This is a genomic window from Rhodococcus sp. JCM 9793, from assembly GCF_055380405.1.
Genome location: NZ_AP043721.1, coordinates 4,843,932 through 4,865,735, shown reverse-complemented (window position 1 = coordinate 4,865,735; position 21,804 = coordinate 4,843,932). Strand labels below are relative to the sequence as shown.

The 21,804-nt window shown below is 66.4% G+C and carries 15 protein-coding genes; 10 read left to right on the top strand and 5 right to left on the bottom strand.

The features are described from left to right. Positions 1-99 precede the first annotated feature (99 nt). The 5 genes from ACZ46K_RS24470 to ACZ46K_RS24450 all read left to right on the top strand — a co-directional run bounded on the left by ACZ46K_RS24470 (position 100) and on the right by ACZ46K_RS24450 (position 12,021). The gene (locus ACZ46K_RS24470) at positions 100-7,029 is read left to right on the top strand and encodes an amino acid adenylation domain-containing protein (protein ID WP_464745238.1); all 6,930 of its coding nucleotides are present in this window, start codon (positions 100-102) and stop codon (positions 7,027-7,029) included. After that, the gene (locus tag ACZ46K_RS24465; protein WP_054807007.1) at positions 7,026-7,667 is read left to right on the top strand and encodes a DUF6875 domain-containing protein; all 642 of its coding nucleotides are present in this window, start codon (positions 7,026-7,028) and stop codon (positions 7,665-7,667) included. Before ACZ46K_RS24470 ends, ACZ46K_RS24465 begins: the two co-directional genes overlap by 4 nt. Positions 7,668-7,685: 18 nt before the next feature. Then, positions 7,686-8,621 (top strand): LysR family transcriptional regulator, encoded by a 936-nt coding sequence (locus ACZ46K_RS24460; RefSeq protein ID WP_054807006.1) that lies wholly within the window; start codon positions 7,686-7,688, stop codon positions 8,619-8,621. Positions 8,622-8,781: 160 nt separating this feature from the next. Next, complete coding sequence (locus tag ACZ46K_RS24455; RefSeq protein ID WP_464745236.1) at positions 8,782-10,119, top strand: MFS transporter; 1,338 nt, start codon at positions 8,782-8,784, stop codon at positions 10,117-10,119. Between the two features lie 3 nt (positions 10,120-10,122). Next, entirely contained in the window at positions 10,123-12,021 is a 1,899-nt protein-coding gene (locus ACZ46K_RS24450; RefSeq protein WP_464745234.1) for an FAD-dependent oxidoreductase, read from the top strand. Between the two features lie 97 nt (positions 12,022-12,118). Here ACZ46K_RS24450 and ACZ46K_RS24445 read toward each other — a convergent pair whose 3' ends face one another. Both ACZ46K_RS24445 and ACZ46K_RS24440 read right to left on the bottom strand, forming a co-directional pair. Beyond that, positions 12,119-12,778: an SDR family oxidoreductase gene (locus tag ACZ46K_RS24445; protein WP_054810460.1), complete on the bottom strand. Its 660-nt coding sequence runs from the start codon at positions 12,776-12,778 to the stop codon at positions 12,119-12,121. Positions 12,779-12,938: 160 nt separating this feature from the next. Further along, entirely contained in the window at positions 12,939-14,192 is a 1,254-nt protein-coding gene (locus ACZ46K_RS24440; RefSeq protein WP_464745232.1) for a TetR/AcrR family transcriptional regulator, read from the bottom strand. Positions 14,193-14,194: 2 nt separating this feature from the next. On the opposite strand from ACZ46K_RS24440, the gene ACZ46K_RS24435 reads away from it, so the two are divergent. Beyond that, positions 14,195-14,326, top strand: coding sequence for a hypothetical protein (locus ACZ46K_RS24435; protein WP_464745230.1), 132 nt, complete (start codon positions 14,195-14,197; stop codon positions 14,324-14,326). A gap of 18 nt (positions 14,327-14,344) precedes the next feature. On the opposite strand, the gene ACZ46K_RS24430 is transcribed toward ACZ46K_RS24435, so the two are convergent. Then, positions 14,345-15,541, bottom strand: a complete 1,197-nt coding sequence (locus ACZ46K_RS24430) for an FAD-dependent monooxygenase (RefSeq protein ID WP_464745228.1) — start codon at positions 15,539-15,541, stop codon at positions 14,345-14,347. A gap of 109 nt (positions 15,542-15,650) precedes the next feature. Here ACZ46K_RS24430 and ACZ46K_RS24425 point away from each other — a divergent pair, with 109 nt between their 5' ends. From ACZ46K_RS24425 to ACZ46K_RS24410, 4 genes are read left to right on the top strand one after another with little or no spacing between them, the layout of a single operon-like run. After that, entirely contained in the window at positions 15,651-16,523 is an 873-nt protein-coding gene (locus ACZ46K_RS24425) for an IclR family transcriptional regulator (RefSeq protein WP_464745226.1), read from the top strand. Positions 16,524-16,580: 57 nt separating this feature from the next. Further along, a complete protein-coding gene (locus ACZ46K_RS24420) occupies positions 16,581-17,666 on the top strand; it encodes a cupin domain-containing protein (protein WP_464745224.1) in 1,086 nt (361 codons plus the stop codon). Positions 17,667-17,671: 5 nt separating this feature from the next. Continuing rightward, a complete protein-coding gene (locus ACZ46K_RS24415; RefSeq protein ID WP_054806116.1) occupies positions 17,672-18,493 on the top strand; it encodes a fumarylacetoacetate hydrolase family protein in 822 nt (273 codons plus the stop codon). Between the two features lie 11 nt (positions 18,494-18,504). Beyond that, positions 18,505-19,218 carry a maleylpyruvate isomerase family mycothiol-dependent enzyme gene (locus tag ACZ46K_RS24410; protein ID WP_464745222.1) on the top strand — a complete coding sequence of 238 codons (714 nt, stop codon included), beginning with the start codon at positions 18,505-18,507 and terminating at the stop codon, positions 19,216-19,218. Positions 19,219-19,297: 79 nt separating this feature from the next. Here ACZ46K_RS24410 and ACZ46K_RS24405 read toward each other — a convergent pair whose 3' ends face one another. After that, on the bottom strand, positions 19,298-19,699 hold the full coding sequence (locus ACZ46K_RS24405; RefSeq protein ID WP_464745220.1) for an excalibur calcium-binding domain-containing protein: 402 nt from the start codon (positions 19,697-19,699) through the stop codon (positions 19,298-19,300). Between the two features lie 112 nt (positions 19,700-19,811). Further along, positions 19,812-21,755: a ketoacyl-ACP synthase III gene (locus tag ACZ46K_RS24400; RefSeq protein WP_054810355.1), complete on the bottom strand. Its 1,944-nt coding sequence runs from the start codon at positions 21,753-21,755 to the stop codon at positions 19,812-19,814. Between the last annotated feature and the right edge of the window lie 49 nt (positions 21,756-21,804).

Below are 21,804 nucleotides of genomic sequence, written 5' to 3'. Positions count from 1 at the left end.
ATCTGCGAGGTCGTGCCCGCGGGACAGTAGTGGAGCCGGTTTCTCCGGTCGTCCGGAACGAATGGACGCCACCTCCGCCGCTACCCCGGGTGTGATTACATGGCTGTCGCCACGACCGTTGTCCACGAACCATTTCCACTGTCTCCCGCCCAGCGTGGGTTGTGGTTCGCTCAACAGCTCACACCGCACGTGCCGATCTGCATCGCGCAATACGTCGACATCCGCGGCGCGCTCGACGTCGACCTGTTCCGCCGGGTCTCGCTCGTCGCCGCGCACGAGTTCCAATCGGTGTTCCTCCGGCTCGTCGACATCGACGGCGAACCCCACCAGGTCGTCGCGCCGCCGCCCGACGCCGAACTGGACGTGCACGACTTCCGAGTGGCGCCCGACCCGGCAGCGGCAGCGCGCGAGTGGATGGACCACAACCACACCGTCGGAATCGATCTCACCGACGATCCACTCACCGAGGCCGCTCTGCTTCGGATCGCCGACGACCGGTACTTCTGGTACACACGCATCCACCACATCGCGCTCGACGGACACGGTGCCGCAACGATGGTCGATCGGGTCGCCGAGTTGTACACCGCGGCGTTCGAGAATCGGGAACCACAGCCGAATCGCGCCGCAGACCTGCGCACCCTGCAACAGATCGACAACGACTACCGCGCATCCGGTCGGCACCAGCACGACCGTGCCCACTGGGCGGCGCGCCTTCACTCACGTTCGGCTGCAGTCACACTCACGGACACGATCGCTCCGCCCTCGGTCCGCAGCCGGGTCGCCCGTGCCGCGCTCACCGAGGACACGACAGCGCGACTGGACGCATCGGGGGCCGACACGGCCGCACGGATCGTTGCGGCATTCGCGTGCCACCTCGCGGGTGCTACCGGGCGGCAGGAAGTGCTCGTCGACATCCCCGTCTCCGCGCGCACCACCGCTGTGCTCCGACGGTCCGGGGGTATGCTCGCCAACGTCGTTCCACTGCTCGTGGCGGTGCGCACCGACGACACCGTGGGCACGCTCGTCGAACGGGTCCGGCTCGAACTCACCGGCGCACTGCGGCACCAGCGCGGGAACGTCGAGGACATCCTGCGTGAGCTGGGCGTGAATGCCTCGGCCCGCCGGATCTCGTCGCCCGTCGTCAACGTGATGCTCTTCGACAGGGAATGGCGATTCGGTTCCGCTACGGCCGACTTCCACATCCTCACCGCGGGCCCGGTGCCGGACATCATGATCAACATCTATCGTTCCGGCCACCCGCCCCGGACGATCGTCGAGGTTCGCGCCAATCCCGGTCGCTACACCGACGACGAGGTACACCGGCACCATGCGAGGCTCGTCGAACTCGTCGATGCGTTCGCGCTTGCCTCGTCGGACACGTCGTTGACGGGCATCGGGGCCACCGATGTGCCCGGTACTGTCTGCGGTGCGGCAGGCGAGACCGGTATGACGATGCCCGATGTCCTCGCGGCTGCCGTCGCCGCGAATCCGCAGGGTGTCGCGGTGCAATGCGAGGGTCGCACCGTCACCTACGCCGAACTCGACGTCGCCTCCGACCGGATCGCGCACGCCCTCCGCAGCTCAGGGGCCGGCCCGGAGACGATTGTGGCGGTCGCGATCGCGCGGTCGATCGAATCGGTGGTGGCGCTGTGGTCCGTCGTCAAGAGCGGCGCAGCGTTCGTCCCCGTCGACCCCTCGTACCCGGCAGAACGGATCGAGCACATGCTCACAGATTCGGCTGTGGCGGTGGGGATCACCACACCGGAGTTCCGCACAGCGCTGCCCGACGAGGTTCGTTGGCTCGAGCTCAGGAATGGCCTACCCACCGCGGAGCCCACTGCGCCCGAGCCCGCGGTCGTGCACCCCGACGCGCCCGCATACTTGATCTACACGTCCGGTTCGACTGGTCGTCCCAAGGGCGTCACCGTCACCCACCGCGGTATCGCCGACCTCGTTGCCGAGCAGCGCGATCGCTTCCGCGGGAACCCTGATGGACGTGTGTTGCACTGCGCCTCAACGAGTTTCGATGCCTCCGTGTTCGAGATCCTGTGGGCAGCGGGCAGCGCAGCACGACTGGTCGTGGTTCCGCACACCGTGATGGCCGGTGTCGAACTCGCCGAGATTCTCCACCGCGACGCTGTCACCCACGCTGTCCTCACTCCCACGGTGTTGTCCACGGTGCCACGGCTCCCGAGCTCCCTGCACACGCTTGCGGTCGCGGGGGAGGCCTGCCCGGCCGAACTCGTCGAGCGATGTGCTCCCGGTCGCACGATGATCAACGGTTACGGGCCGACGGAATCGACGGTCATGTCGAACGCGGCGACGCTCGCGGACGGCGAGCCCGTGACAGTCGGCGGTCCGGTCCGCGGGCTCACCGAAACCGTCCTCGACGACCACCTGAACCCTGTCCCCGTCGGTGTGGCGGGAGAACTGTACGTGGCGGGTCCGGCGCTGGCACGGGGCTATCGCAACCGCGGGGCCCTCACCGCGACACGTTTCGTCGCAGCGCCCGGCGGCACACGCATGTACCGGACCGGCGACGTGGTGCGCTGGCGGCGACTGCCCGACCACACCCTCGTCCTCGACTATGTGGGCCGCTCCGATTTCCAGATCAAGATCCGGGGTATCCGGGTCGAACTCGGCGAGATCGACGCAGCCCTGGTCCGGCACCCCGTCGTCGCCGCGGCCGTGACGGTCGGGCGCCCCGACCCGTCCGGTGACGTCGTTCCCGTCTCGTACGTCGTTCTCACCGCGGGCAAGCCCGCGATTGTCACTGCAGACGAGGCCGCCGCACGTGAGCTCACCACCTACCTGCGCGGCTGCGTGCCCGCCCACCTGGTGCCTGCCGCGATCGTCGTTCTCGACGAACTGCCTGTCACGCCCGTCGGGAAGCTCGACCGCAACGCTCTGCCGAAACCCGTGTTCGGCGCCGGGAACGCAGTGTTCGTCGCACCGGAAGGGAGAGCCGAACACGCTGTCGCGGAGGTGTTCGCCGAGGTTCTCGGGCTCGAGCGGGTGGGTCGCGACGACCACTTCTTCGACCTCGGCGGCAACTCCCTGAGCGCGACCCGCGCGGTCGCCCGCGCGAACGCCGCGCTCGGGGTCGGGCTCGGGGTCCGCGACCTGTTCGAGACGCCGGTCGTCGCGGACCTCGCAGCCCGCGCACGCAGTGCTGCGCCTGCAGCGGCGCTCGTTCCTGCCGGACCCCGACCCGACCGGATTCCCCTGGCGCCGGCTCAACAGCGCATGTGGATCGTCAACCAGGTCGACACCGCTTCGCCCGCATACAACGTGCCCATCGCATTGCGCGTCACCGGAGATCTCGAGCTCGACGCGCTGCGGGCGGCCTTCGCAGACGTCGTGGCGCGACACGAACCGCTGCGCACCCGCTACCCGTCGTCGGATTCCGGTCCTTACCAGGAAGTCCTCGACGACACGGCGTTCGATTTCGCACCTGTGCCGGTCCACGGCGAAGACGGCATGCGCGACGCGCTGCGCGAACTCGCGGCGGCGGGATTCGACGTGAGCCGCGATGTTCCGGTGCGCGCCACGCTGTTGCAGGTGGGCCCCGCCGACCACGTCGTCGTGGTGGTCGTGCACCACATCGCAGCCGACGGCGCGTCGACGCTGCCCCTCGCCCGCGACACGATGCTCGCGTACACCTCCAGGGTTCAGGGGCACGCACCCGAATGGGCTCCGTTGCCTGCGCGCTACACCGACCACGCGCTGGGGCATCTCGGCCGACTCGGCGACGCCACCCACCCGCAGTCCCTCCTGTCGCGGCAGATCGACTTCTGGCGGTCGACGCTCGACGGTGTTCCCGAACTCCTCGACCTTCCCGTCGACCGACCTCGGCCCGCGCGGCGCACCCACCACGGTGCTGCTGTGTCGTTCGAGATTCCTGCAGAACTGACGTCGGGTGTGGTTGCAACGGCCCGCGCCCACGACGCAACACTCTTCATGGTGATGCACGCGGCATTCGCCATTATGCTCGAACGGATCACCGGTGCAACGACACTGGCGATCGGGACTCCCGTGGCGGGCCGCGGGGCCGCCGAACTCGACGACATGGTCGGCATGTTCGTCAACACGGTCGTGCTCCGCTCCGACATCGATGCATCCGCGTCGTTCGGTGAACTCCTCGACCGCACCCGTGACCGCGACCTGGATGCCTTCGACCACTCGGACGTGCCGTTCGACCAGATCGTGCAGGCACTCGATCCCGCACGGTCGACGTCGCACACCCCGTTGTTCCAGGCCCTGCTCGAGTTTCGCAACATCGCACCCACCCGCATCGACCTGCCTGGCCTCGTGGTCGACACCGTCGACGCGCCGCCGCCGGTGGCCAAATGCGATCTCCACCTCGCCGTGGAGGAGCCCCGAAGCGGGAGTGCAACGACAGCCGAGTTCGGCTACGCCACCGATATTTTCGATGAGACGACGGTTCGGCGATTCGCTGCGGCATTCACACGGGTCCTCGCCACGGTCGTCACCCGACCCGACGTCGAGGTCGGTGCGATCGACATCCTGAGCTCGTCCGAACGCGCAGATCTCGTGCCGGTATCGGGTCGGCCGATGGAACCGGCCGTGGCCCTGCCGCGACTGCTGGCACGCGGTGCGACGATCGGTGGCGATGCTGTCGCGGTGGTGTGCGGCGATGAGCGCCTCACCTACCGTGAACTCGATTCGCGCTCGAATCGACTGGCGCGCCGACTCATCGACCTCGGTGCGGGACCTGAAACCGTGGTCGCCGTCGCGCTGACCCGCTCGGTCGAGTCTGTGCTGGCGCTGTGGGCGGTCGCGAAAACCGGTGCGGCCTTCCTCGCAGTCGACCCGAAGTACCCCTCCGCGCGGATCGCGCACATGATCGAGGATTCCGACGTGACCCTCTGCGTCACCGTCGGGATGCTGCACGCCGAACTTCCACCCCAGCGCTGGGTGGTGCTCGACGATGCCGCCGAAAGTGCCGCGATCGCATCCCATTCGGACCGCGCGGTCGAAGACGTCGACCGCCGCGCACCGCTGCGCCCCCACCAGGCGGCCTACCTCGTCTACACCTCGGGATCGACAGGAACTCCCAAGGGTGTCGTGGTCACTCACACGGGACTCGCGGGGTTCGTCGAGGAACAGCGCACGAGGTTCGTGCTCGGATCGCGGTCGCGGGTCCTGCACTTCGCGTCACCGAGTTTCGACGCCGCGATCCTCGAACAGCTGTGGGCATTCGGGTCGGGCGGGTGCTTGATCGTCGCTCCACCCACTGTCTACGGCGGCTCCGAACTTGCTGATCTTCTTGCTCGAGAAAGGGTCACGCACATCGCATTGACACCATCGGTGCTCGCGACCATGGCTCCGGCAGGACTCGCGCACCTGCGCACCGTCGTCGTCGGAGGTGAAGCCTGCCCGCCGGAACTCGTGGCGCAGTGGGCGCCGGGCCGCGACATGGTCAACACCTACGGGCCCGCCGAGAACACCATCCAGACCAACGCAGGCTCGCCACTGGTTCCCGGCGGTCCTGTCGAACTGGGCGGACCCATTCGCGGAATCACCGAGCTCGTCCTCGACCACCGTCTCCGCCCGGTCCCCGTCGGAGTGGTGGGGGAGTTGTATGTGAGCGGACCCGCAGTGGCCCGCGGTTACCGAAACCGACGCGGCGGCACGGCGTCCCGATTCGTCGCCGATCCGTCCGGGACGCCGGGTGAGCGGATGTATCGCACCGGCGACCTCGTACGGTGGCGCCGCGCCGCCGACGGCACACCCGCCCTCGACTACGTCGGCCGCAGCGACCTGCAGGTCAAGATCCGTGGGTTCCGCATCGAACCCGGTGAGATCGAATCGGTGCTCCTCGATTCCCCCGGGGTGACCCGGGCGGTGGTCACCGTGCGCCGCGACCGCCTCGACGGTTATGTCGTTCCGGTTCCCGGCACAGAGCTCGTCGCCGACGATGTTCGCGCCCACGCCCAGACGCGACTTGCTCCGCACATGGTGCCCGCGACCCTCACCGTGCTCGACGCGCTCCCGGTCACCCCCAACGGCAAGCTCGACCGGGCGGCACTGCCGATCCCCGACCTCACCGAGGGACGCCGACCCTACCGGGCGCCGCGCGATGCGACGGAGCAGGCCGTGGTCTCCGCGTTCGCCGGAACCCTCGACACACCAAGAGTGGGGCTCGACGACGACTACTTCGCGCTCGGGGGAACCTCACTCGGTGCGACCACCGTGGTCACGGCGCTGTCGCAGTCGCTGGGCCGCCCGGTCCCGGTGCAGTGGATCTTCACTCACCCGACCCCGGGGTCCCTGGCCCGACGCCTCCTCGACTCGCCGCTCATCGATGACTCGTTCGACGCGGTGCTCTTGCTGCACGAGAGCGGGCCCGGGGATCCGCTGTTCTGCGTCCACCCCGCGGCCGGCCTGGCGTGGTGCTTCGCCGGGCTCGCGCGACGCATCGACGACCGGCCTGTGTACGGGCTGCAGTCGCCGCTGCTGACCGATCCGGATCGTGAGATCGGCACCCTGGCAGATCTCGCCGCCGCGCACATCGACAGCATCCGGGCGATCCGACCACACGGTCCGTACCACCTGCTCGGCTACTCGGTGGGCGGGCAGATCGCCCACGAGATCGCGGCTCAGCTCACCGCGGAGGGGGAGGTGGTCGCGAGTTTGACCATGCTCGACACTCACCTGCAGGACCGGACGCCTACGGCGGAGACCGTCGCTGCCGAGATCGAGGCAGCAAGCCCAGGATCGGTGCCACAACACCGGGACGTCCTACGCAGCGCCTTCAGCCGGACCATCGGTTTCGCCACCGGCCACCGACCGACCGCACGACCCGCCGCAGACCTGGTGTTCTTCGAATCCGCCGACGCCGTCGCCGCGCGGATGCCCGAGCCCGTCGAAGTCTGGCAACCGCACATCGACGGACACATCGTCACCCACCGCCTCGACGTCACGCACCGGGACATGACCGGCCCGCACGCACTCGACCAGATCACCCCGGTCCTCACGGACCATCTCCGGAAGGGACTGTCATGACCGATCAGACCAGTGTTCTCCGTGGCCGCCGATCGGGCATCGAGCCGGTGAGCGTCTTCGACGACGTCCGCGACGACGAGCATCCCCGCACGGCAGAGTTGCGTCGCTGGGCAGTCGATTTCCTGTGCAGACCGCACGACGACCTCGGACGCAGCGGCGCGGTCTGCCCGTTCGCGGCGCCGTCGATCGGCCGAGGACTGTTCTATGCGGTGTTCGTGCCGGGTGCGATCGACGCGCAACGCATGCGGGACGTCGCCGACGACCTCGCAGAACTCTTCCCGCATCTGTCGCCGGCCTCCGGGCCGGACGCGGCACTCAAGTCCGTCGTCGCGGTGTTCCCCGACGTCACCGACTACGACGTGATCGACCTCGTGCAGAACGAACGCAAGTCGGAGTTCGTACTCGGCGGGCTGATGCTCGGCCAGTTCTATCCGGGCTGCACGGTGTCCGGTCTGAGGAACAGTGCGTTCCGGGCGCTCGACGCACCACTGCCCATGCTCGCCGTCCGTCACATGGTGGGGTCGGACTTCCCGTTCCTCGCATCGGAGCGTGAATGGGTCGTCGCCTACCTGAAGAAGTTCGCCGCGAGCGTGCCGTCGGTCGTGCGATCGGACATTGCCGATCGGGTGGTCATGTAGTCGATCTACGGTGGGCACATGGTCAGATCCGAGGGCGTACCCGCGTACACCATCCGTCAGCTGGCAGCCTTCGTCGCCGTCGCGGACTGGGGGACCATCACCGCGGCAGCCGACGCACTGCACATGTCGCACTCGGCGGTGTCCGCGTCCATCAACGATCTCGAGCGGACCCTCGACGTCACACTGTTCGTGCGGCAGCGGGCCCGCGGGGTGCGGTTGACCCCGACGGGGCACGCGGTCCTCGAGCGTGCCAAGACGGTCCTGCACTTCGCCGCGGAACTCGAGAGTGATGCCCACTCCGAGGCGGGATCCGTCGTCGGTCCGGTCGCTGTGGGGTGCTATCCGTCCCTCGGGCCGACTCTGCTGCCGTCGTTGATCGCGGGATTCACCGAGGCGCATCCGCGGGCACGCGTCGATTTCCGGGAGGAGACCCAGGACCGGTTGCGGTCGCTGCTCGACTCCCGCGAGCTCGACGTCGCATTCCTGTACGACCTCGAGCTCGATCCGGGGCTCGAGACCGTCCTGCTCGACTCCCGGGAACCGATGCTGCTTCTGCCCGCCGAACACCCGGCAGCGTTGTCGGGGGATCCGGTGCGATTGACGGACCTCGCGCACGACCCGATGGTGATCCTCGATGCACCGCCGAGTTCGGGTCACGCGATGAGCCTGTGCGCCGAAGCAGGGTTCTCACCGGTGGTCGCCTATCGCACCCAGAACTACGAGACTGCCCGCTCCTTCGTCGGCCGAGGGCTGGGGTGGACGCTGCTGCTGCAGCGTCCCGCACAGGACGTGAGTTACGAGGGGCTCCCGATTGCGGTACGGCCGTTCGCGGAACCGAAGCCGGCCCCCGTCGGAGTGTTCCTCGCATGGCGGAAGGACGCGTTGCAGAGTCGTGTCGCGCAAACTTTTGTGGACTTCGTCCTCACGGCACGCGGAGGCCGAGAGCCCGAATGAGCTGGGGAAACGAATCGAATCACGGGTTTTCGGTGATTCATCCCCGACTTTATCCGCTTTTCAAACGAATGTGATCGCCCTCATGATGTTCGTATCGCGTCCGAACGCTCGTTAACCGGAACGCACCCCCGATTCATCTCGCCGAAGGGCACCCGTACTCATGACCGTCCTTGACTCGCCGCCGCAGGCCTCGGCCAAAGCCGCGCGCAAAGCCGCACTGGGCAGCTTCGTCGGTACCGCAATCGAGTGGTACGACTTCTTCATCTACGGCACTGCCGCAGCGCTCGTACTCGGACACCAGTTCTTCCCCGGTTCGTCCGATGTCGCGGGCACCCTCGCTGCCTTCGCGACGCTCGCTGTCGGATTCATCGCCCGCCCCATCGGCGGCGTGGTCATGGGTCACTTCGGTGACAAGGTCGGCCGCAAATCGATGCTCGTCACCTCGCTGCTCCTCATGGGCTTCGCGACCGTCGCGATCGGCCTGCTGCCGAACTTCGACGCCATCGGCGTCGCCGCCCCGATCCTCCTCGTGGCCCTGCGCTTCATCCAGGGGCTCGGTGTGGGTGGCGAGTGGGGTGGCGCGGTGCTCGTCGCCACCGAGAACGCCCCCGCAGGCAAACGCGGCCTCTACGGCGCCGCGCCCCAGCTGGGTGTGCCCGCCGGTGTGCTGATCGCGAATCTCGTCTACCTGCCGCTCACCGCGTTCCTCAGCGAAGAGGCCTTCTACTCGTGGGGCTGGCGCGTGCCGTTCGTCATGTCGGCCGTCCTCGTCGTCGTTGCCCTGTGGATCCGTCTGGGCCTCGAGGAGAGCGCCGAATTCAAGGCCACCAAGGAAGCCCCCGCCGCGGTCGACGAGAAGATGCCGATCCTCGAGGTGCTCACCAAGCACTGGAAGACCGTCCTGCTGGCAGGCGGCACGTTCATCGCGACCAACGGCATCGCCTACGCCTACATGGTCTACGTCCTCAAATACGGCGAAACCGAACTCGGCTACAGCAAGACCACGATGCTCTCGCTGCTCATCCTGTCCTGCCCGTTCTGGATGGCCGGCATGGCCTACAGCGCCTGGCGCTCCGACCTGGTCGGTCGACGCAACATCTACATCAAAGCATCGGCTGCGCTCGTCGTCGCTGCAGCCCTGTTCTTCCCGCTGATGGACACCGCGATCCTGCCGGTCATGGCGCTCACGATGATCGTTCTGGGATTCACCCTCGGATGCTGCGCCGGCCCGCAATCCGCGCTGTTCGCCGAACTGTTCCCCGCCAAGATCCGTTACAGCGGCGCATCCCTCGGCTACCAGATCGGCGCCATCCTCGGCGGTGGCCTCGCACCGATGATCGCGACCTCGCTGTTCGCCGCGACCGGCACCTCGATGTCCATCACCGGCTACTTCGTGCTGATCGCCCTGATCAGCCTCATGAGCATCCTGCTGCTGCGCGTGCCCTCCGCCGGCACGAACACCGAGCAGAAGCAGTCCCCGTCCCAGGAAGGTGTCTGACCCATGTCGACCTACTACCAGCCTCCCAAGTACCCCGCGTCGACGTTCGAGTCGATGACTCCGTCCGACGAGACGCTTCCCGTCGTCGTCGTGGGTGCCGGACCGGTCGGCATGGCCACCGCACTCGGACTCGCACAGCGCGGCATCCCGGTCACCGTCATCGAGGCCGCCGACCAGGTCTCGTTCGGTAGCCGCGCGATCTGCATCTCCCGACACAGCCTCGAAGCTGCCGGTCGCCTCGGATTCGGTGAGCAACTCGAGAAGATCGTTCTCCCGTGGGTCGGTGGCCGCAGCTACTACCGCGACGAGCAGGTCCTTCACTTCGAGATGCCGCTGCGCGACTTCGACGTGCGCCCGCCCATGATCAACGTCTCCCAGTCGGAGTTCGAGCAGATCATGGTCGACACTCTCGAGCAGAACCCCCTCATCACCCTGTACTGGCAGACCTCCATCGCCGGCATCCTGCGCGGCGACGACGAGGTGACCCTCGAGGTCGACACCGCCGACGGCAAGCGCCACCTGCGCGCCCGCTACGTCGTGGCTGCCGACGGCGGCCGCAGCCGCATGCGTGAGCTCGCCGGTCTGCGCCTGCAGGGCACCAGCTACGAGGGCCGTTACGTCATCGCCGACATCCACTGGGAGTCGGATCTGCCCGCCGAGCGCATGGTGTGGTTCGACCCGCCGAGCAACCCGGGCTCGACGATCATCATGCACAAGCAGCCCGGTAACATCTGGCGCATCGACTACCAGCTCGATCCGTCCGAGGACGCCGAGATCGAGACCCAGGAAGACGCCATCCGGGCTCGCATCACCAAGCACCTGGACTGGCTGCAGAACGACCTACCGTGGACCCTCGAGTGGAAGGGTTTCTACAGCGCCCGCGCGCTCGCCCTCGACGAGTTCACCCACGACCGACTGCTGTTCGCCGGCGACGCGGCGCACCTCGTCCCCATCTTCGGTGTGCGAGGCCTGAACTCCGGCATGGAAGACGCCGAGACCCTCGCGTGGCAGCTCGCCGCCGTCATCCACGGCAACGCCGACGAGACCCTGCTGCAGGCATACTCCTCCGAGCGCCACAATGCGTGGGAGCAGAACGTCGCCAACGCCGGCAAGTCCACGCTCATCATGAGCCCGGGCAGCCACGGCTACCGCACCACCCGCGACGCGGTACTTGCACTCGCGGTGGGCCGCCCCGAGTTCGGTCACCTCATCAACCCGCGCCAGTCCAGTGCCACCCACGCTCGGCTCTCGCCGCTCACGTGGTCGGTGGCTGCCGGTGCCGAAGGCGTGCTCCCGGGTGACCCGATCGAGGATCGCAAGGTTCGCGTCGCGGGCGCCGACACCTCGCTCAACGTCGCACGTGGCACCGGTTTCGCCGTGCTCGGCGTCGGACTCGATGAGGCAGGCAGCGTCGCGCTTGCGACCGCGGCCACCGAACTCGGCGCGGCTCTGTCGCCCGAGAGCGTGCGCGCACTCGCTGTCGACAGCGCTGCCGCCGACGGCGTCACCGTCCTCGACGCTGCCGACCTGGCGGATGCGCTCGGCGCGACCCCGGGCGAAGCGTTCGTCATCCGTCCCGACGGGTTGCTGCTGTGCCGCGTGCCCGTCTCGCAGTTGTCCGGTGTCGCGGACGCGCTGCGGTCCGGTACCGCACCGGCCGGTGACGCACTGCCCGCACGCCCGGCCGAACACGTCACCGAGGATGAGCAGCGTCGCGAGAACGTGTGGCTGGGCCTGTCCACCGCGCTCGACCAGGTCGCCGAGAACGATCGTGAAGGGTTCCTCGCCCGCCTCGCGCTGATGCTCGGATCTCAGGTCGATCACCGGCAGTTCGAGGAGGCCATCGCGGCGGCTTCCGACACATCCCCGGTCCGCGTCGAGGAGCTTGCTCCGCAGGCCTGATCACCACTGCAAAATAGCCGAATGCCACCTTCATACAGTCCAATTGGATGAAGGTGGCATTCGGCCGTTTCGCGGGTCGACTTCGAGGTGCCGAACGCTATTCGAGCGCGTCGAGCGCCTCGGCGATCGGGATATCGCCGTTATTGAATTCGATGGTGCGACCCGCAGTCTCGGGACGCTCGAGCACCGCCGCGACGACGGCGGCAACATCGGCGCGCGACACCTGCCCCTTGTCGCGCGCGCCCTGACCGGCGATCTCGATCCGTCCGGTCGGAGGATCCAAAGTGAGGGCGCTCGGTCCCAGGATCGTCCACTCGAGATCGGTGCCGCGGAGGTGTGCATCTGCGGCGGACTTGGCTTCGGCATACGCGAAGAAGCTGTTGTCCTCGGGTACCCCGTGGTCGGGGCGGGCCCCGAAATAAGACACCATCACATATCGGCGCACACCGGCCTCCCGCGCCGCGGTCATCGACGCGATTGCCGCGTCGCGATCGACAGCGTAGGTACGGGCCGGGTTGCCGCCACCGGCGCCCGCCGACCACACGACCGCATCATGGCCCTGCAGCAGTTCGGTCAGTGCCGTGATGTCGAGTTGCTCGACATCGGCCACCACGGGTGTGCCGCCGGCGGCACGTACGTCGTCGGCGTGGTCGGGGTTGCGGATGAACGCACTGGTCTCGTGCCCGTCGTCGGCGAGTAGCCGCTCGAGGTGCAGTGCGACCCTGCCGTGTCCGCCGAAGAGTGCGATGCGTGCCATGTCGGGTGCTCCTTGTGTCCTGGGGATCGGTGTCACCTCCCAGCATGCCTTCCTTCTGATGGCCGCGCGCGAAGAAGGCATGCACATTCGGTCGACGGACGGTGCCTGCCTTTTCTGTTCGCGTGTGTTGCGCCTCCAGAGCAGTCCGGGCCTCAGCGGCTCAGCGGCACTCGAATTCGGTACACGGAATGTGTTCGGATTCGGATCCGAGCAGCACCGACATCATCACCACATGGATGCGCGGTGCCTGCTGCCGCACAGCGTTGGGGCCGAGGAACACTTCGAGGTCGGGGACCAGGTCGAGTGCCGCGTACAGAAGGAATCGAGATTCGACGGACGACAGCTCCGGACGCAATTCGTTGAGGAGAGGGGCCCACGGCTCGACGTCGAGCCGCTGACGCATGCGTAGATCCGCTCGCGGTCCGGGAGGCACGTTGATCAGCTCCGCAAAGTACACAGACATCAACTCCCGCTGCGAGATACAGAGGTCGATATACACCGCGGCGAGTGCTTCGAGGCCGTCTCGTGGGTTCGAGGCCTCGTGAAGCGCCGACTCGATCGATGTCTCGAGACGATCGATCGCACGGTAGAAGGCGGCTGCGAGGATATCGGCCTTCGATGGGAAGTAGCGGTAAATACCCGATGCGGGAAGCCCTACGGTCGAGGCGATCTCCTCCACCCCGACCTCCGCGTATCCCTCCCGATGGAAGAGTTCTATCGCCGATTGCAGAAGATCCTCGCGCATGTTGTTCACTGACGGCGGGCGGCGCGGAACAAGGGGTATCGACGGAAAATGTTCTTCCGAAAGGAGATCCGAACGGGACAATGCCATGCACGCGTCGAGAAGAATGTGTTCGATGCGGCGCGGAGCAAGGGTGAGGTTGTGCGCGGTGATGCTGCCGATTGCGCTGAGCATCGAGGCAACGAGCACGAATGTGTCCGTGTTGGAGATATCCGGGCGGATACGGCTCATGCATTCGCCGATCCTGCGGTTGACCTCCCACGCGCGCCGGCGGATAGGGGAGCGATCCTCCGGTCGCAGATACCGCCGTTCCCAGCGGTAGATGCCTGCGGTGCGTCGGTTCGCGATCGTGGTGCCGATGATGGCGCAGAGATACGAGCGGAGCTCGTCCGGAGCTGATTCGGTGTCGCCCGTCGGTGAGCTCTCGAGAGCGGTCTCCAGGGCATCCAGGAGTATGAGAGCCGAATTGAGGAAGAGGGCGTACTTTCCCGGGAAATGGCGGTAAAGGGCAGATTTGGTGATTCCTACCTCGTCGGCGATGTCTTCGACACTCACGCCGTGGTAGCCACGTTCGCTGAAGGCGATCGCGGCCGCGGTGGCGATCTGGTCCCGCCGATTCTTCGGCCGGGGCCTGCGCTCGGCCCGGGGGGAAGACGCGTGCGGTTCGTGCATTGATGCATCCCAATGCGCAGAAGATGTGGGGTGTGCAGGTCGGTGCGGGCGATCGCCGGGCCTTGCGGCGTTACGTACTGCGCCGCAAGGCGATTGTCGCGTTGTCGTCCCCGCGGGATCCACTGCGAGTCTGACGGGAACGACCGGAACGGTCAGCGATTGCGATCGGAGCTGTAATCCCACAGCCAGTCGGTGTACTTGTAGCTCGACGTGTCGCGGGTGCGGAACAATTCGTTGCGCGCTTCGCGGCCCGCGCCGTCGAGGTGCCACAGATCGCCCCACATGCGACCGACCGTGAGGATGCGGTTGCAGCGCGGCGCGCGTTCGGCGTTGACATCGCGCAGGATCTTCGGCCAGTTCTTCGTGTCGCCCCGAAGATCCTCGGCGGCGTAGTCGGCAAGGCACCGTGCGTCCTCGAGCGCCATGACTGCCCCGGACGCCAGGTATTGCAGTGGCGGGTGCGCAGCATCGCCGAGCAGGAGCATGCGGCCGTCGACCCAGTTGTCGACCGGGTTGCGGTCGAACATCGGCCACCATCGGTCGGTCCACAGATACTTCAACGCTTCCTTGACCGAGTCGTGGCAGTGGTCGTAGGCCTGTGCCAACTCCTCTGGGCTGCCCCACTTCTCCTCACCGCGCAGGAACGCGGGCGACTGGAAGACGGCCACCTGGTTGAGCATCTCGCCGTCCCGCAGCGGGTACTGGATGAAGTGGCAGCGCGGGCCGATGTAGCCGACGACGTCCTCGATCTCCTCCTCGAGCGGAACCTCGTTCATCGGGAATGTGCCTCGGAATGCGACGTATCCGGAACCGACGGGCTTGTCGTCGTGCAGCTTCGGACGCAGACGCGAGTGCAGTCCGTCCATGCCGAGCGCGACGTCACCGACGTGCTCGGAGCCGTCCTCGAGGATGACGCGCACGGTGTCGCCCTCGGTGATGACGTCCTGCACGGTCGAACTGACGCGAAGATCAGCGCCGGCCTTGCGGGCAGCCTCGACGAGCACCGAATGCAGGTCGGAGCGGTGGACCACGAAGTACACGCCGCCGTAGTGCTCTTGGTACTCGCGACCGAGATCGACCTTGGTCAGGATCTCGGAGGTGACGGCATCGCGGAAGACGAGATTCTTGGGCAGGACACCCTTGGAGATCACCTCGTCGTAGACGCCGAGTGACTGGAGGATTCGGCTGCCGTGTGGGCCGATCTGAAGGCCGGCACCGACCTCACCGAATTCCGGGGCCCGCTCGAACAGCGTGACCTGGGCGCCCTTCAGGGAGAGGGCCAGGGCATTGGCGACGCCGCCGATGCCGCCGCCGGCAATGAGGACCCGTGCGTCCTTCAGATCGGGCATCAGGTGAGGCTCCTTCGGTTTCAAGGGTGGTCAGGTCAGCGGGCCGTGTCGCCCTGCGAGTTTCTCCACCTTGGGTGTGGTGCGGACAGCCATGCAATAGAGTTCTGCTATGCAGAAGAAACCGGGCAGGATCGAGCGGCCGACATATGCTCTGGAGTCGGTCGACAATGCACTTCGCCTGCTCCAGATGCTGCGTGATGTGGGTGCGCTGCGCTTGAAGGAAGCTGCGGAAGAGCTCGGGACGGCACAGTCGACCGCGCATCGCCTGCTCGCCATGCTGGTCTACCGCGGGTTCGCAGTGCAGGATGAGAAGCGGATCTACCACCCCGGACCGGCCATGGGGGTGGGGCCGGCGCGGCAGGGCTGGACCCGCGAACTCACCGAACTGTCGCGGCCGCACATGGAGGCGCTCGCCTCGCTGGCAGGGGAGACTATCAACCTCGTCATCAGGATCGGGTCGCAGGCGCGGTTCCTGTGGACCGAGGAGACCGAATCGATCCTGCGGGTGGGCGATCGGCAAGGCCAGGTTCTTCCGGCCGAGCTCACAGCGGGTGGGCGCATCCTCCTGGCCGAGCAGCCGCGCGCGGTTCTGGAGCAGTTGTACCTGCGTCCGGCCGACGAGCCCCGAATCGATCAGGGGCCTTCGCCCGCCTACGACACCGATCGGAGGATGGCGGTGGGGGAGTTCGAGGTCTTCGTCCACGAGCTCGAGGCTGCGCGGAACGTGAAGTTCGCGGTGAACGTCGAGCACACCGAGGAAGGGGTCGCGGCACTCGGTGTGGCGATCCGCAACGGCAGGGGTCACGCGATTGCGGCGCTGACCGCCGCGGTGCCCGTCACCCGCTACCGGGCACATCTACGCGGGCAGTTGGTCAACCAGATGCACGCTACCGTCCGTGGCATTCAGTTGGACGTCGCGGGCATCGAACCGGACGAGGTCAAGAGTTCTGCACAGAAGAAACTAGTACCGCTCGATGAGTGACCGGACATACGTTGGACGGCAAGCCGGACATGTGCTGCACGTTTGACGAGGAGACCGATGACCGCCACCGAACCCATGGACCCCGAACCCATGGACCCGGAACTCAGCAAGCTCTACGACGACTTCGCCACCGAGAACCTGAACCCTCTGTGGACGCAGCTCGGCGACCTCATGCCGATGGCGCCGACGTCCAAGGCGGTGCCGTTCGTATGGAAGTGGTCGACGCTGTACCCGCTCGCGCAGCGCGCCGGTGATCTCGTGCCGGTCGGTCGCGGCGGTGAACGTCGCGCCATCTCACTTGCGAACCCCGGCCTCGGCGGCGTCCCGTATGTCACCCCCACCCTGTGGGCCGCGATCCAGTACCTGGGGCCGAAGGAAACAGCACCCGAACACCGTCACTCGCAGAACGCTTTCCGCTTCGTCGTCGAGGGCGAAGGCGTGTGGACCGTCGTCAACGGCGACCCGGTCGCGATGCGCCGCGGCGATTTCCTGCTCACGCCCGGGTGGAACTTCCACGGTCACCACAACGAGACCGATCAGCCGATGGCATGGATCGATGGGCTCGACATTCCGTTCGTCCACTACACCGACACCGGATTCTTCGAGTTCGGGTCCGACGGTGTGACCGACGAGAGCACCCCGGACATCTCCCGCTCGGAGCGGCTGTGGGCGCACCCCGGTCTACGTCCGCTCGTCGGACTCGACCGCAAGTCCAGCTCACCGATCGCGTGCTACCGCTGGGTCCACACCGACCGAGCTCTCGATGAGCAGCTGGCGCTCGAGGACGAGGGCTACGCAGCGACGCCGGAACCGGGCCACGCCGCGATCCGCTACACCAACCCCACCACCGGCGGCGACGTCATGCCGACGATCCGCGCCGAGTTCCACCGCCTCCGCGCCGGTGCGCACACGCGGAAGCGCCGCGATGTCGGCTCCGTGGTGTTCCAGGTCTTCGAGGGCCAGGGCCGCTTCCATCTCGGCGATCAGAGCCAGGATGTCGCTAAGGGCGACATGATCGTGGTGCCGTCATGGACGGAGTGGTCACTCGAAACCGACAACGGAATCGACCTGTTCGCGTTCTCGGACGCACCGATCGTCGAGCGTCTCCACTTCAACCGCACCATCATCTCCGAAGGAGCCTGAAACTCATGCGACTCGCCACTCTCCGCCTCGACGGCACGACCGCTGCCGTGAGGGTCGACAGCGGCTCCGCCGCAACCGTGATCGACGGTTACGCCGACCTGTCCGCGCTGCTCGACGATGCAGGCTGGAAGTCCGTCGCCGAAAAGGCTTCCGGCAAGACCGTCGACCTCGCGAACGCCGATTACGCACCGGTGGTGCCCAGCCCCGGCAAGATCGTGTGTGTCGGCCTGAACTACGCAACGCACATCAAGGAGATGGGCCGCGACCTCCCCGAGTTCCCGACCCTGTTCTCGAAGTTCAAGGAAGCCCTCACTGGCCCCTACGACGATGTGATCGTGCCCGAATACGCAGGTTCGCAGCTCGACTGGGAAGCGGAACTGGCTGTCGTCATCGGCAAGCAGGCCTACCAGGTGTCCGAGAACGATGCCGCCGACTACATCGCAGGCTACTCGGTGATCAACGACTACACGATGCGCGACTACCAGTACCGCACGCTGCAGTGGGACCAGGGCAAGACCTTCGAGAAGACCAGCGGCTTCGGACCGTTCCTCGACACCGACTACACGCTCGGCACCAAGATCGAGACCGTTCTCGAAGGTGAAATCATGCAGTCCTCGAACACTCGGGACCTGGTGTTCACCCCTGCCAAGCTCGTCGACTACATCTCGCACATCGTCACCCTGCAGCCCGGCGACGTCATCATCACCGGCACCACCGGCGGCGTCGGCCACGCCCGCAAGCCCGCGCGGTACATCCAGAACGGCGAGACTGTCGAGGTCACCATCGAAGGCCTCGGCACCGTCAAGAACAAGACGATCATCAAATAGGAGAACCGGACGTGGGATTCAACGATCTCGAACTCTCCGAGCGTCTGCTGATCGCCCGGCGCGGCACGGCATATCTGTCGCAGCGGCTAGCGGAGCTGACCGATGACGAACTCGACGGACCGACCCTGCTCGACGGGTGGACCCGACGGCACCTCGTCGCACATATCGGGTACAACGCCGCGGCCCTGTGCCGGCTTCTGGATTGGGCTGCAACAGGTGTCGAGACCCCGATGTACTCATCGACCGAGCAGCGTGGCCAGGAGATCGCAGAGGGAGCCACGCTGAGTCCCGCAGCGCTCCGGAACCTGTTCGCCCACACCGTCGCACGGCTCGACGAGAAGTGGCGGAACCTGCCGGAGTCGGCATGGCAGGCGCAGGTGCGTACTGCACAGGGCAGACTTGTTCCCGCGGAGGAGACTGCGTGGATGCGCACCCGCGAGGTGTGGATCCACGCAGTCGACCTCGACAACGGCGGACGTTTCAGCGACTTCCCGACGGTCGTCCTCGAGTCTCTGCTCGACGACATCGTCGGAATGTGGCGCAAGAAAGATCTCGGTGCGGGTATTGCGATCGAGGTCGACGGCAGCACCCCGGTCGTGGTGCAGGAGGATTCCGAGATCACCCACAAGGTGCAGGGCTCACTTCCCGCTGTCGTGCGCTGGGCTGCCGGCCGTGGCGCCGTCGGAGTCGAAGGGGGAGAGCTGACACCCCCGCGTTGGCTCTGACATCACAACTATGTAGAGGCTCTTCCGTCGGATCGGACGGAAGAGCCTCTACCTGTATCAGGATCAGCCTGTATCAGGATCAGCGCGGATCGTTCTCGCAGCCGATGCCGTCGCTGTCGCGGTCGAGGCGCGGTGCGTATCCCGGATCGTCGCGGTAGACAGGTGCTGCCCCGGCATTCCACGCTTCGGTGCAGTTCTTGAATCCGCCGCTCGGCGCCGAACGCGGTGCAGGTGCGGGGGCAGACTGCTGCGGTGCCGGTGCCGGTGCTGGTGCCGGTGGAAGGTCCTGCGGCTGCGGCTGCGGCGCTTCGGGCGCCGGAAGCGGCGGGGGCGCGAACGGGTTCCACGATCCGCTCGGAATCAGATCGGCTACGCCCTTGGGGAGGAGATCGACCAGGGTGAACGCGTTCGCAGAAGCGGGAGCAACGACCGTCAGGGCCAGGCAGCTCAGAGTTGCGGCAGTCAGACGCCGAATTTTCATTGGGTATGCCTTTCGGATCATGTCGAGGTCATCCGGGAAATGCGACCTCGAAATGGGTATCGTCCCGTCCGCACAAAACGTTGCGAACGGGACGATCGGCACAAATGGTCTTCTAGTTGAACGCGAGCTCCACGTCGGACGGCGACGGCTGCCCCTGGGTCGGATCGATCGCGGCGTGCTCTTCCGCCGCGCGGAACGGGGCGACCACCTTCGGATCGATACGCATCACGGTGTAACCCGCAACTGCGCCGGCACCGAACCCGGGTGCGAAGATGCGGACCGGCTTGTCGATAACACCGTCGCGGACAGCATCGTGGATCGCGAGCGGGATGCTCGCCGACGACGCGTTGCCGACCTGTTCGATGTTGAAGTACAGACGATCGGCCGACAGCCCTGCAGCCGCGGCGAGCTCGATGATCATCGTCTTGTTCGCCTGGTGCGGAACGATCAGGTCGATGTTGTCGAGCAGCGACCCGTCCTTACCGGCCGGGGCGGGCAATTCCTTGATCTCGTCGAGCATTTGCGTCAGGTAACGGCCGGCCAGAGATTTGACCTCGGGTCCGTAGACGGTGATGGAGTTGTCGAAGTCCGGGTTGGGCCAGATGATCGAATTGACCTCGCTCGTAGGACCACTCGCGTAGCTGTTGAAGTACTCGATGTCGGTGTCGGCCTCTTCATCGGCCGGCGACACGACGATCGCCGCAGCACCGTCACCGAAGATCATGCGCGAGGGACGCACATTGCCGATCTTGTCGGAGAACTTCTCGACGCACACCACCAGCACCGGCCGCTTGACCTGCTGCATGATCCGGGTCGCCTCGGCAAGTCCGTAGGGCATGCCCGCGCACGCCGCGATGAGGTCGTACGACGCGTGGCTCTGCGCGATTCCGAGTTCACCGGAGATCCATGTGGCGAGCGACGGGATCAGCCGTCCACTCGTGCAGGTGCACACGATGACCGCGCCGATATTCTCGGGGCCGACCTTCGCGTGCTCGACTGCCTGCTTCGCAGCCGACAGCGCGAGATCTTCGAACGTGCCGGACGTGTAGCGGCGCTGCTCGATCCCGGTCTTCGCGGCGATGGACTCGGCCGTCATCGGCGACCAGTTGTATGCGGTGTTCCGGATCAGGTCTTCGTTGGTGCAGACAGTGTCGCCGTGCGCGACCGCGAGAGCATCGATGCGCGGCCGGACCGCGAACTCCTTGTTGACGTCGATGGCCGGGAAGGGCTTCGACGGCGCGACGGGCGTGGGGCTGGTGTAGCTCACGCCCTTGCGGGTCTTGCCGGACGTCGCACGGGTGATGAAGCGCTGCACTTCCCGGTCGCGCGGTGTGAAGATGACGACGTAGTCGTCGTCTCTCAGATCCGAGACCTTCACGACCTCGATGTCGTTGCGGTTGTAGGGATGCTGGTTGTGCAGCACCATCGACCACCGACCGAGTGCCTCGAGCTCGGCGACGTCCTCGCTACTGTCGAGGACCTCGTCGTACGTGTAGATCGGGAAGTCGGGATCGTGATTGCCGATCCGGAGCGTCATGTTGTTCGGGTCGGAGAGCAGCTGCTCGACCGTCGGCTTGACGGTGGGTAACGATCCCGCGATGTGCCGGCGAGACCCGAAGACATTGAACAGTCGCGCGAAGATGAGATTCTCGGCGGATTCGTCCCACGCGGCAGGAAGTTCGCGATAGGCGCTTTGGACGGCAGCCATGCGATCCGCTGCCTCCGGCCACGGAGTGAGCGTCGGCATGTAGATGTCGTCGCGGTTCCGGGGGACATCGGACCACCGCGTCGGCTTCTTGTCGAACATGGTGAGCGCGAACCGATTCGCCCAGAACCCGCTCAGTGCCATGTCTCGCATGAGTTCGAACTTGGACTTGTAGACGCCCTGAGCGCTGCGCGAGAGAATTTCGGAGACCGAGGGGGCCTTTGTATCGAAATCGCGGCGGATCACCGCGTCGAGATGCTCGACGCTGGTGAATGCCGAGAAATCGAGATCGGGAAAGAAGTTGGACGGGAAGACGATCTTGCCGTTCCGGTTGAGCTCGAAGGATTGCATGTGAGATGTGAACCGTTCAGTGGTGTGGGATGGAAAGTGAAGTGAGCGG